Source organism: Bradyrhizobium sp. CCBAU 53340 (assembly GCF_015291645.1).
GTDB lineage: Bacteria > Pseudomonadota > Alphaproteobacteria > Rhizobiales > Xanthobacteraceae > Bradyrhizobium.
In genome coordinates, this window is the sequence record NZ_CP030055.1 from 150,358 (window position 1) to 161,987 (window position 11,630).

Consider the following 11,630-nt stretch of genomic DNA (forward strand, 5'->3'; position numbering starts at 1 on the left):
CATCTCCGCCGCGTCTTGCGCGGCGATCCGAAAACCAAGTCATCTTCGAAGGATATTTGTCATGTCTCGCGTCAAACGCGGTGTGACCGCCCACGCCAAGCATAAGAAAGTCTACAAGGCCGCCAAGGGCTTCTACGGCCGCCGCAAGAACACCATCCGCGCCGCCAAGCCGGCCGTGGAGAAGGCCCAGCAATACGCCTTCCGTGACCGCAAGCGTAAGAAGCGCACCTTCCGCGCGCTCTGGATCCAGCGTCTCAACGCGGCGGTCCGTCCGTTCGGCTTGACCTACAGCCGATTTATCGACGGTCTCGCCAAGTCGGGCATCACCGTGGACCGCAAGGTGCTGTCGGATCTCGCGATCCACGAGCCCGCGTCGTTCCAGGCGATCGCCGAGAAGGCCAAAGCCGCGCTCGCGGCCTGATAAGGCCTGCGCTAGCGGGCCTTCTGGCCCGCCTTCAGCGCGCGCTCCGAGTAACGCTGGGCGACCTCCGCCCGGCAGAATGCCGTGAACGAGAGATACATGGTACCGGACTTGTTCCGGTACTTGATGTCGCATGCGTGCATCTCGCGCTTGTAGGCCTGTGTCTGCGCGGCACTGAGGCCGGGCTTGAAGTCCGCCTCGCACTTCTTTTCGACGGCGGCGCCGAGCTGGACGTCGCCGCTCGCGGTCAGCTCGCAATCCTTGAACACCTTCATCGCGCTTTCGCAGCTCTTCTGTGCGCTGATGGCATCGACGACCTCGTCCAGTGTCATGGATGTATCCATGCAGACCATGGCACGCGCCGGGCCGGCGACCGACAGAACGATGGCCGCAGCGGCCAGAGAAGCAGCAAGAACGGATTTCGAAAGCATCGCAAAGGTCTCCTCGTATCCTGTCTTGGTGCCGGGTCCCCGCGCGAGGTTCAACCCAGCCGCTCGAGAAGCCGAAAACACCGGCTTTTTGCTTGACGTTACGCCCTTCGGGCGGCGACAACCCAGCCGAATTTGGAGCCAAGGATTTGCCTGTGTCCGACCTCGCAACGCTTGAACCATCCATCCTCGACCAGATCGCCGCCGCCGGCGATGAAGCGGCGCTCGAAGCGGTGCGCGTCGCAGCGCTCGGCAAGAAGGGCTCGATCTCGGCGCTGCTCGCCACGCTCGGCAAGATGTCGCCCGACGAGCGCAAGACGCAAGGCGCGGCGATCAACCAGGCCAAGGACAAGATCACCGAGGCGCTCGCCGCACGGCGCGACGTGCTGAAGTCGGCTGCGCTCGATGCGCGGCTCGCCTCCGAGACCGTCGACGTCACGCTCCCCTTACGCGATGCACAGGCCGAGGCCGGCCGCATCCATCCGCTCAGCCAGGTCTGGGATGAGCTGACCACGATCTTCGCCGACATGGGATTCTCGGTCGCCGAAGGTCCTGACATCGAGACCGACGACTACAACTTCACCAAGCTGAATTTCCCGGAAGGCCATCCGGCGCGCGAGATGCACGACACGTTCTTCTTCCATCCGAAAGAGGACGGCTCGCGCATGCTGCTGCGAACCCACACCTCGCCGGTGCAGGTGCGCACTATGCTGAGCCAGAAGCCGCCGATCCGCGTGATCTGCCCGGGCCGCACCTACCGCATCGATTCGGACGCGACCCACACGCCGCAATTCCACCAGGTCGAAGGCCTCGTCATCGACAAGCATTCGCATCTCGGCCACCTCAAATGGATCCTGCACGAGTTCTGCAAGGCGTTCTTCGAGGTCGACCACATCAACATGCGCTTCCGCCCGTCGTTCTTCCCGTTCACCGAGCCGTCGCTGGAAGTCGACATCCAGTGCCGCCGCGACAAGGGCGAGATCCGCTTCGGCGAGGGCGAGGACTGGCTCGAGATTCTCGGCTGCGGCATGGTGCATCCGAACGTGCTGCGCGCCTGCGGCATCGATCCCGACGAGTACCAGGGCTTTGCCTGGGGCATGGGCATCGACCGCATCGCCATGCTGAAATACGGCATCGCCGATCTGCGCCAGCTGTTCGACAGCGACGTCCGCTGGCTGAGCCATTACGGCTTCAAGCCGCTCGAAGTGCCGACTCTCGCGGGAGGGCTGAGCTCGTGATGGCGCTGCTCGGCCATACGCCGACTCTCTCCGTTCCCTCCCCCCTTGTGGGGGAGGGTCAGGGAGGGGGGTAGCCGCGGATGCCGCACGCAGTTGTGAGCGAGCGTCAGCGCAGCCGGGCGAAGCAACTTCGCCGGACGATGACGCGTGCTGAGACACAGCTGTGGCGCTACCTGAAAGCCAATCGCATGGATGGCGTGGGCATTCGCCGTCAAACGCCGATCGGAAACTACGTCGCCGATTTTGTATGCTTCGCCTCGAAGCTGATCATCGAGATCGATGGCGAGTCACACGACTTTGAAGAGCGGCAAAAGGCCGATCAGCGTCGCGACGCGTTCTTCGCCGCTGAGGGCTTTCAAGTTCTGCGCTTCACCAATGAGCAGGTGATGTCGAATCTAGAGGGAGTTGTTGAGGCAGTCCGCCAAGCGGCTTCTGCCGCCGCCCGCGGCTCACCCCCCTCCCTGACCCTCCCCCACAAGGGGGGAGGGAACACTAACACCGATCAAAGCAATTCAACCGACAAGAGCCGAGGCACACAGCCATGAAATTCACCCTCTCCTGGCTGAAGGATCATCTCGACACCGACGAGCCGCTCGAAAAGCTCGCCGACAAGCTCACCATGATCGGGCTCGAGGTCGAGAACATCGAGGACAAGGCGAAGGCGCTCAAGGCTTTCACCATCGCGAAGGTGATTTCGGCCGAGCAGCATCCGAACGCCGATCGCCTGCGCGTCTGCATGGTCGACACCGGTGACGGCGGTGCGCCGGTGCAGGTGGTGTGCGGGGCGCCGAACGCGCGCGCCGGGCTCGTCAGCGTGTTCTCTCCGCCCGGCACCTACATTCCCGGCAAGGACATCACGCTCGGCGTCGGCACCATCCGCGGCGTCGAGAGCCGCGGCATGCTGTGCTCGGCGGCCGAGCTGCAGATCTCCAACGACCATGACGGCATCATGGAATTGCCGGCGGATGCACCAATCGGCGCCGGATACGCCGAATGGGCCGCGCTCGGCGATCCCGTGATCGAGATCAATCTGACGCCGAACCGGCAGGATTGCACCGGCGTGCACGGCATCGCGCGCGATCTCGCGGCCGCCGACATGGGCAAATTTAGGGATCCCGGGATCAAGCAGATCAAGGGAGAATTCCCTTGCCCGGTGAAGGTCACGGTCGAGGACGCCAATCTGTGCCCCGGCTTTGCGCTGCGCCTCGTGCGCGGGGTCAAGAACGGCCCCTCGCCGGAATGGCTGCAGAAGCGGCTGGCCGCGATCGGACTGCGGCCCATCAACGCGCTGGTCGACATCACCAACTTCATGACCTACGACCGCGCGCGCCCGCTGCACGTGTTCGACGCCAAGAAGGTGAAGGGCAATCTCGTCGTGCGCCGAGGCCGCGACGGCGAGACGCTGCTCGCGCTCGACGGCCGTACCTACAATCTCGATGCTTCGATCTGCGTCATCGCCGATGAGCACGGCGTCGAATCGCTCGCCGGCATCATGGGCGGCGAGGCCTCCGGCTGCGACGAGAACACCACCGATGTGCTGATCGAATCGGCGCTGTGGAACGAGATCAACATCGCCCAGACCGGCCGCAAGCTCGGCATCAATTCGGACGCACGCTACCGCTTCGAACGCGGCGTCGATCCCGCCTTCATGGTGCCGGGGCTGGAGCTCGCGACCAAGCTGGTGATGGAGATATGCGGCGGCACGCCGTCCGAGAACGTGGTGGTCGGCAAGGCCTTCGGCGACGACCGCATCATCGAATTCCCTGTGACCGAGGTGAAGCGTCTGTCCGGCATCGAGGTGCCGATGCCGGAGATGAAGCGCATCCTGAGCCATCTCGGCTTCATGATGGCGGGTGCAGGCCCGGTGGTGAAGGTTGCGGTGCCGTCGTGGCGCATCGATGTGCACGGCAAGGCCGACATCGTCGAGGAGGTCGTCCGCATCTACGGCGTCGACAAGGTGCCGATGACGCCGTTCGAGCGCGGCGAGGACGCGCGCAAATCGGTGCTGACGCCGCTGCAGCTTCGTACCCGCCGTGCGCGGCGCGCTCTGGCGAGCCGCGGCATGGTCGAAGCCGTGACGTGGTCGTTCATCACCAAGCCTGCGGCGCAATTGTTCGGCGGCGGACAGCGCGAGCTCGAAGTGGCCAATCCGATCGCCGCCGATCTCTCCGACATGCGGCCGACGCTGCTGGCGGGCCTGGTCGCGGCCGCGCAGGCCAATGCCGATCGCGGCTATGGCGATGTTGCCCTGTTCGAGGTCGGGCAAGTCTTCAAGGGCGATCGCCCGCAGGATCAGTTCATGGCCGCGAGCGGCTTGCGCCGCGGACTTGCATCCTCGGAAGGTCTCGGCCGGCACTGGACGGGCTCGGCGCAGGCTGACGTGTTCGATGCCAAGGCTGATGCACTGGCCGTGCTGGCTGCAGCCGGCGCACCGATGCAGGCGCTTCAAATCGTCGCCGGCGGTCCTGCATGGCTGCATCCGGGCCGCTCCGGCACGATCCAGATCGGGCCGCAGAACGTGCTCGGATACTTCGGCGAGATGCATCCGCGCGCGCTGGAGGCGCTCGGCGCCGACGGCCCGCTCGTGGTGTTCGAGGTGACGCTCGACCGCATTCCAGAAGCCAAGAAGAAGCCGACCCGCGCCAAGCCGCTGATCGAGCTGTCGGCGTTCCAGCCTGTCTCGCGCGACTTCGCCTTCATCGTCGACCGCACCGTCAAGGCCGGCGACATCGTCCGCGCCGCGCAAGGCGTCGACAAGAAGCTGATCACCGGCGTCAACGTCTTCGACGTCTATGAAGGCAGGGGCATCGACGACGGCAAGAAGTCTGTTGGCATCGCAGTGACGATCCAGCCGCGCGAGAAGACGCTGACCGACCAGGAGATCGAAGCCGTGGCCGCGAAGATCGTGGCGGAGGTCACGAAGAAGACCGGCGGCACCTTGAGGGCGTGATGCCCTGGAATGACAGGGCATGAGTATCACCGACTTCCTCTCGAAGGACGTCAGTCTCTCTATTGCGATGGCGCTCTGCGCCATCGCTTTCGTTTCGGGCACCGCGCGCGGCTTCTCAGGTTTCGGCTCGGCGCTGATCTTCATGCCGCTGGCGAGCAGCGTTGCGGCGCCGCGGCTGGTCGCGGCACTCCTCCTCGTCATCGACTTCGTTGCCGCCGCGCCGCTGCTGCCTGACGCGTGGCGGAAGGCGGATCGCAAGGCCACCGGCGTGATCGTGCTCGGCGCGCTGGTCGGCGTACCCCTCGGAACCTATTTCCGCAGCGTGCTTCAGCCCGTTACCACGCGCTGGATCATCTCCGGTTTCGTCACCGCCCTGCTGCTTCTGCTGCTGTCGGGCTGGCGCTATCGCGGCAAGGACCACCTTTGGCTCTCGGTCGGTATCGGTGGCCTTTCGGGCTTCTGCAGCGGCCTGGCGCAGACCGGCGGGCCGCCGATTGTCGGCTATTGGCTCGGCCGCCCCATCGCACCGATCGTCGCGCGCGCCAATATCCTGCTGTTCTTCGGCGCCTCGGATTCCTTCTCGATGGTCAGCTACGCTACATCAGGCCTGATCTCGCGCGAGTCGCTGCTACTGTCGCTGATCGTTGGTCCCGTTTACGCGATCGGCGTCGGCTTCGGTGCTTCGCTGTTCGGCCGCGCCAGCGAAACGGTGTTTCGCAGAATCTGCTACGCCCTGATCGCGATCGCGGTGATGACGGGGCTGCCGGTGCTGGACAGGGTGTTGCGCTAGGGTCGTCCCGGCGAAGGCCGGGACCCATACCGCGTGATCTGTCGATGTGGCCGGTCAAAGTACCGAACTTCGAGTCTTCGCCAAACCACCATTCGTGGTTATGGGCCCCGGCCTTCGCCGGGACGACGGCGGAGTTTGTTGCGGCTTTGTTGTCTCTGCCCCTACCGCCGCGGCGCACGCCGCCGCTTCGTCGATTGCGTCGGCACGTCGGCCGGCTCGTCCTTCAGCGCACCGATCTTGCGCAGCGCGGCGTCCGCGGCGCGCTCGCCACTGTCCCAGGCGCCGTCGACGGTGCCCCACAGCGTCTCATGCGTGGCTTCGCCGGCGAGGAACACATTGCCGATCGGCTCGGTCAAAATCTTTCGCGAGAGCTGTCCGCCGGGCGAGGCTGCCGACATCGCGCCCATGACATAGGGCGAGGCATTCCAGCGCGTTGCAGCGGTCTTCTGCACCGCGGCAGCCGCCTCGCTGCCGAACAGCTTCGTGATCCACTCCTTGGCGAAGGCCGCCATCGCCTTCTCGCCCTGCTCTGAGAGATCGCGACCGAACGAGCCGCCGACGTCGATCGAGCACAGCGAGGATCCCCCGATATTGGCGTACATCAGCGCGGTACGCGTCCCGTTGCTCTGCTCGATCAGGATGTCGTCGCGCGCGAGGCCGAGCGGGTTGCCCGGCAGTTGCAGCACGATGTGATCGTAAGTGCCGAGCGAGAGCTTTGACGCCGCGTCGAGCGCGCGCTTGGGGATGTCGGGCGCGAACTTGATCGCGCCCGATGTGAGCACGTTGGTCGAGACCGTGATGATGGCGGCACGCGCGGCGATCTTGCCGGCTTGCGTCTCAACGCTGACATCGCGATTGCTCCAGACGATGCGGCTGGCCGGCGTCGACAGCACTGTCGGCACCTGCTCGCCGAGCCTTGTGATCAGCGTGCCCAGACCCTGGCGGCAGGCGATGGGGGAGTTGCGGTCCTGTGCACGCGCCTTATCGATCGCCGACAGCTCCTTCAGATCCTTGCCGGCAAAGCTCGCACCGAGCACGAATTCGGCGGCGCCCGCCCAATCACCGAGATCTTTCGGCAGGACCGAGGCGCAGGACGTATCGAGCTTGCCGCGCGCCGCTTCGTCGACGGCACGGTTGGCGCGCACCAGCGCCGCCAGAAAGTCCTCGGTCTCGCCCGCGCGCGCATTGCGGCGGCCGATGCGCATCTTCTGGCCCGACGGTGCCGGCGACACATCGAGCCCGGCGCTGCGCGCCAGCCGGATCATCGGATTGGTATCGGGATTGTGCATCCAGCGCGCGCCGCGATCGAACGGCACGTCGAAGGTCGAGCTGTCGGTGATGCAGCGCCCACCAATTTGCGACGCCGCCTCCACCACGACGACCTTGCGATTGGCCGCCATGATCCGCCGCGCCGCAGCGATGCCGGCCGCACCCGCACCGATCACGACGATGTCAGCATCGCGCGGCAGGGGCGCGGCGGTTGCGCGCAGGACCGGCGCTGCAGCAAAGACCGCCGACGCCGATAGGAAGCTGCGGCGGGTGATTGTCATGTCATGGTTTCCGGAGACTTGCGACGAACGGGAACAGCCGGCGAACCTTGCCGCATCTGATGTTGCGCAGCAACCATCATGGTGAATCAATCGTGCTTGACCTCACAGAGGCCATGAACCGAATTGCAACGGGTTTCGACCATGATACAGATGGAAAAAAGACGGCCAGAAAGGCCCCCGGGGGAGTTCATGGGGACGGTCCTAGATTCAGTCGGAAAGGTGATAGCCGCCTACCTCTCGAAAGAGGTGCCGGGCTATGAGCCGTTCACACCCAGCGACCCCGAGCATCTGCGCGGCGTGATCCAGCCCGGCGACGTCATGCTGGTCGAGGGCAACAACCGCATCTCCGGCATCATCAAATACCTGACGCAGTCGACCTGGTCGCATGCCGCGCTCTATGTCGGACCGGTCGAGGGCGCGGTCGAGCCCGACGGCGAGCCGCATGTGCTGATCGAGGCCAATATCGGCGAGGGCGTCACCTCCGCGCCGCTGTCGAAATATTTCCCCTATCACACCCGCATCTGCCGTCCGGTCGGACTGTCCTACGAGGACCGCACCACGGTGTGCCGCTATGCGATCAACCGCATCGGTTTCGGCTACGACACCAAGAACATCATCGATCTGATGCGCTTCCTGTTTCCGCTGCCGGTGCCGCAGCGCTGGCGGCGGCGCATGATCGCGCTCGGCTCGGGCGATCCGACCAAGATCATCTGCTCGGCGCTGATCGCGCAGGCCTTCGATGCGGTGCGCTATCCGATCCTGCCGAAGATCACCAAGGCCGGCAGCCGCGCGGCGCGCCGCGAGATCCTGCACATTCGCGACTCCTCGCTCTACATGCCCCGCGACTTCGATATCTCGCCCTATTTCGAAGTGGTCAAACCCACCATCGTGCACGGCTTCGACTACACGGCCTTGCACTGGGCCGACAAGCAAAAGCCGCTCGAGGAGGTAGCGGGCTCGTTCGGTGTGTTTCCAGAAACGTTCCGTGCGCCGCCGCTCGTTCCTGAAGCGATTGACGAAGAAGCGCCGGCTTCGGCTGAGCAAGTGAGCGAGGCGACCGCCGAGACGGTTGAACGCGGCTCCGAACATGTCCCGCTGCTCAAGAGACTCGCGATGTACCGGCCGAGACGCCGAGGACGTGCGCGAGAGCGGGCCGCGTAAGGCCTCCGCTGTCGTCCTGGCGAAAGCCAGGACCCATTACCCCACAAGCAGTTTTGCGAAGACCCTGCGTTCGGTACGACCATCGAGCGCCATCGATAGATTCCGCGGTATGGGTCCTGGCTTTCGCCAGGACGACGCTGGGGGGAAACGGCGCCAGTCACTCTCCACGTCATTGCGAGAGGCTCTTGCGACGAAGCAAGCCAGATTGCCTCTGCCGAGGGACTCAGGATTGCTTCGCTTCGCTCGCAATGAGGGTGCGGCGGCCGCCTTCTCTACCGCTCCGCCCGCCCGATCACCGCCATCAACTCCGCGATCTTCTCGCGCTGGTCGGCCTTGTCGCCGCTGGCGATTGCGTGCTCGACGCAATGGGCGACGTGGTCCTTCAGGATCTCTTCCTCGACCCGGCGCAGCGCGGCGCGCACCGCCGAGATCTGCGTCACGATGTCGATGCAGTAGCGGTCTTCCTCTACCATTTTCTGGAGGCCGCGAACCTGGCCCTCGATCCGGCCAAGACGTTTTCCGACGGATGCCTTGATGTCCTTGCGCATGGGGTCTATATACCCCTACCGGGTATGGGTTGCAAGGGGCCGGAGCAGGATAATGCACGACGAGAACCACACGCATCACAACGACGGCAGCGCGCATCCCGGATGCGGCTGCTCCGCCAAGGCCGCGCCGCCCGCTGCCAAGCCTGCCGCCTCGTCCTGTTGCGGCGGGCACGATGATCACGCCGGCCCTGCGCACCATCACGGCCATGACCATGGCGCCGCCGCGACAAAGGTTCTCGATCCCGTTTGCGGCATGACGGTCGATCCAGCGACGTCGAAGCATCGCTTCGAGCACCACGGCGAGACGTTCCATTTCTGCTCGGCCAGCTGCCGGACCAAGTTCGCCGCCGATCCCGCAAAATACCTCACCAAGGACAAAGCGCCCGAGCCCGCGATGCCCGCGGGCACGATCTACACCTGCCCGATGCATCCGGAGATCCGCCAGGTCGGACCCGGCAGCTGCCCGATCTGCGGCATGGCGCTGGAGCCGGAGGTCGCAAGTCTGGAGACCGGCCCCAACCCGGAGCTCGCCGACATGACGCGGCGATTCTGGATCGGCGGCGCGCTGGCGCTGCCGCCTGTCGTGCTGGAGATGGGCGGCCACCTCGCCGGTCCGCACAATTGGATCGACCCGACTCTCTCGAACTGGATCCAGCTCATCTTTGCCACGCCCGTGGTGGTGTGGGCCGGCTGGCCATTCTTCGTCCGCGGCTGGCAGTCGCTGCTGACGCGCAATCTCAACATGTTCACGCTGATCGCGATGGGCACTGGCGTTGCCTATGTCTACAGCCTGATCGGCACCATCGCGCCGCAGATTTTCCCGGAGACCTTCCGCGGCCATGAGGGCGCAGTCGCCGTCTATTTCGAAGCGGCGGCCGTCATCACTGTGCTGGTGCTGCTCGGCCAGGTGCTGGAGCTGCGCGCCCGCGATGCAACATCCGGGGCGATCAAGGCGCTGCTGCAGCTTGCGCCGAAAACCGCACGGCGCGTCGACACCGATGGCAGCGAGCATGAGGTCGAGATCGATACGCTGCATGCGGGCGACCGCTTGCGCGTTCGGCCCGGCGAGAAAGTGCCTGTTGACGGCGTGATCCTGGAAGGCCGCTCCTCGCTCGATGAGTCCCTCGTGACAGGCGAATCCATGCCCGTCACCAAGGAGACTGGCGCCAAGGTCATCGCCGGCACGCTCAACCAGTCCGGCAGCTTCATCATGCGCGCCGACAAGGTCGGCCGCGAGACGCTGCTGTCGCAGATCGTGCAGATGGTCGCGGACGCACAGCGCTCGCGCGCGCCGATTCAGCGGTTGGCCGATCAGGTCGCGGGCTGGTTCGTGCCATCAGTGATCGCCGTCGCCATCGTTGCCTTCGCCGCCTGGGCCTGGTTTGGGCCGGAACCGCGGCTGGCCTTCGGCCTCGTCGCCGCCGTCAGCGTGCTGATCATCGCCTGTCCCTGTGCGCTGGGTCTTGCGACCCCGATGTCGATCATGGTCGGCGTCGGCCGCGGTGCGCAGGCCGGCGTGCTGATCAAGAACGCCGAAGCGCTGGAGCGGATGGAAAAGATCGACACGCTCGTGGTCGACAAGACAGGCACGCTGACCGAAGGCAAGCCCAAGGTGGTCGCGATCGTCCCGGCATCAGGCTTTGCCGAGGATGACATCCTGCGGCTTGCCGCCAGTGTCGAGCGTGCCAGCGAGCATCCGCTGGCCGACGCGATCATGCGCGCCGCGAAGGGGAAGCAGCTTGCACTCGGCCAGGTCGAAGGATTCGACTCGCCGACGGGCAAGGGTGCCGCCGGCAAGGTCGATGGCAAGACCATCGTGCTCGGCAACGCCAAGTATCTGACGTCGATCGGCATCGACACCAAGACGCTCGATGCGGAGGCCGAGCGCCTGCGTGGCGATGGCGCCACCGTCATCAACATGGCCATCGACGGCGCACTTGCCGGCCTGTTCGCGATCGCCGATCCGGTCAAGGCATCGACCCCTGACGCGTTGAAGGCGCTCGCCGCCGAAGGCATCAAGGTGATCATGCTGACCGGAGACAACCGCACCACGGCGGAGGCCGTCGCGCGCCGGCTCGGCATTGCCGATGTCGAAGCCGAAGTGCTGCCGGATCAGAAGAGCGCGGTGGTGACGAAGCTGCAAAAGGCCGGTCGCAGCGTCGCGATGGCCGGCGACGGCGTCAACGACGCGCCGGCGCTGGCCGCGGCCGAGGTCGGCATCGCCATGGGCACCGGCACGGACGTGGCGATGGAAAGCGCCGGCGTCACCCTTCTGAAGGGCGATCTCACCGGCATCGTGCGGGCGCGAAAACTGTCGCAGGCGACGATGAGCAATATCAGGCAAAACCTGTTCTTCGCCTTCATCTACAACGCCGCCGGCATTCCGATCGCCGCTGGCATCCTCTATCCAACCTTCGGCCTGCTGCTGTCGCCGATCATCGCAGCCGCGGCGATGGCGCTGTCCTCGGTGAGCGTGGTCGGCAATGCGCTGCGGCTGCGCGCAACGCGGCTATGAGGGAGCGGAGCGTTGCGTGCGCTATGGGC

Annotated in this window: 10 protein-coding genes; 7 read left to right on the forward strand and 3 right to left on the reverse strand. The window is 65.4% G+C overall.

Going from position 1 to position 11,630, the window contains the following annotated elements:
• Positions 1-61 precede the first annotated feature (61 nt).
• Complete coding sequence (rplT, locus tag XH89_RS00685; RefSeq protein ID WP_014490867.1) at positions 62-421, forward strand: 50S ribosomal protein L20; 360 nt, start codon at positions 62-64, stop codon at positions 419-421.
• Between the two features lie 11 nt (positions 422-432).
• Here the strand turns inward: rplT and XH89_RS00690 are convergent, their stop codons facing one another.
• Positions 433-852 (reverse strand): hypothetical protein, encoded by a 420-nt coding sequence (locus XH89_RS00690; protein WP_194465243.1) that lies wholly within the window; start codon positions 850-852, stop codon positions 433-435.
• Between the two features lie 152 nt (positions 853-1,004).
• On the opposite strand from XH89_RS00690, the gene pheS reads away from it, so the two are divergent.
• From pheS to XH89_RS00710, 4 genes are all read left to right on the forward strand, one after another.
• Positions 1,005-2,087, forward strand: coding sequence for a phenylalanine--tRNA ligase subunit alpha (gene pheS / locus XH89_RS00695; protein WP_194465244.1), 1,083 nt, complete (start codon positions 1,005-1,007; stop codon positions 2,085-2,087).
• Between the two features lie 80 nt (positions 2,088-2,167).
• Positions 2,168-2,632 carry an endonuclease domain-containing protein gene (locus XH89_RS00700; protein WP_194465245.1) on the forward strand — a complete coding sequence of 155 codons (465 nt, stop codon included), beginning with the start codon at positions 2,168-2,170 and terminating at the stop codon, positions 2,630-2,632.
• Entirely contained in the window at positions 2,629-5,037 is a 2,409-nt protein-coding gene (gene pheT, locus XH89_RS00705) for a phenylalanine--tRNA ligase subunit beta (protein WP_194465246.1), read from the forward strand. The genes XH89_RS00700 and pheT overlap by 4 nt, the downstream gene beginning before the upstream one ends.
• 19 nt (positions 5,038-5,056) lie before the next feature.
• Positions 5,057-5,827, forward strand: a complete 771-nt coding sequence (locus XH89_RS00710; protein WP_194465247.1) for a sulfite exporter TauE/SafE family protein — start codon at positions 5,057-5,059, stop codon at positions 5,825-5,827.
• A gap of 161 nt (positions 5,828-5,988) precedes the next feature.
• On the opposite strand, the gene XH89_RS00715 is transcribed toward XH89_RS00710, so the two are convergent.
• Positions 5,989-7,377 carry an NAD(P)/FAD-dependent oxidoreductase gene (locus XH89_RS00715; RefSeq protein ID WP_194465248.1) on the reverse strand — a complete coding sequence of 463 codons (1,389 nt, stop codon included), beginning with the start codon at positions 7,375-7,377 and terminating at the stop codon, positions 5,989-5,991.
• Between the two features lie 189 nt (positions 7,378-7,566).
• Between XH89_RS00715 and XH89_RS00720 the strand changes: the two genes are divergently transcribed.
• On the forward strand, positions 7,567-8,538 hold the full coding sequence (locus XH89_RS00720; protein WP_194465249.1) for a YiiX/YebB-like N1pC/P60 family cysteine hydrolase: 972 nt from the start codon (positions 7,567-7,569) through the stop codon (positions 8,536-8,538).
• A 272-nt stretch (positions 8,539-8,810) separates the two neighbouring features.
• Here XH89_RS00720 and XH89_RS00725 read toward each other — a convergent pair whose 3' ends face one another.
• Entirely contained in the window at positions 8,811-9,086 is a 276-nt protein-coding gene (locus XH89_RS00725) for a metal-sensitive transcriptional regulator (protein ID WP_194465250.1), read from the reverse strand.
• A 52-nt stretch (positions 9,087-9,138) separates the two neighbouring features.
• Here XH89_RS00725 and XH89_RS00730 point away from each other — a divergent pair, with 52 nt between their 5' ends.
• On the forward strand, positions 9,139-11,601 hold the full coding sequence (locus XH89_RS00730; protein WP_194465251.1) for a heavy metal translocating P-type ATPase: 2,463 nt from the start codon (positions 9,139-9,141) through the stop codon (positions 11,599-11,601).
• Positions 11,602-11,630 lie beyond the last annotated feature (29 nt).

What these genes read in the sequence shown, in the direction of transcription:
- XH89_RS00725 (WP_194465250.1), bottom strand. Translation starts at nt 9,086, where the DNA reads ATGCGCAAGGACATCAAGGCATCCGTCGGAAAACGTCTTGGCCGGATC.
- XH89_RS00730 (WP_194465251.1), top strand. Translation starts at nt 9,139, where the DNA reads ATGCACGACGAGAACCACACGCATCACAACGACGGCAGCGCGCATCCC.
- XH89_RS00700 (WP_194465245.1), top strand. Translation starts at nt 2,168, where the DNA reads ATGCCGCACGCAGTTGTGAGCGAGCGTCAGCGCAGCCGGGCGAAGCAA.
- rplT (WP_014490867.1), top strand. Translation starts at nt 62, where the DNA reads ATGTCTCGCGTCAAACGCGGTGTGACCGCCCACGCCAAGCATAAGAAA.
- XH89_RS00720 (WP_194465249.1), top strand. Translation starts at nt 7,567, where the DNA reads ATGGGGACGGTCCTAGATTCAGTCGGAAAGGTGATAGCCGCCTACCTC.
- XH89_RS00690 (WP_194465243.1), bottom strand. Translation starts at nt 852, where the DNA reads ATGCTTTCGAAATCCGTTCTTGCTGCTTCTCTGGCCGCTGCGGCCATC.
- pheT (WP_194465246.1), top strand. Translation starts at nt 2,629, where the DNA reads ATGAAATTCACCCTCTCCTGGCTGAAGGATCATCTCGACACCGACGAG.
- XH89_RS00710 (WP_194465247.1), top strand. Translation starts at nt 5,057, where the DNA reads ATGAGTATCACCGACTTCCTCTCGAAGGACGTCAGTCTCTCTATTGCG.
- XH89_RS00715 (WP_194465248.1), bottom strand. Translation starts at nt 7,377, where the DNA reads ATGACAATCACCCGCCGCAGCTTCCTATCGGCGTCGGCGGTCTTTGCT.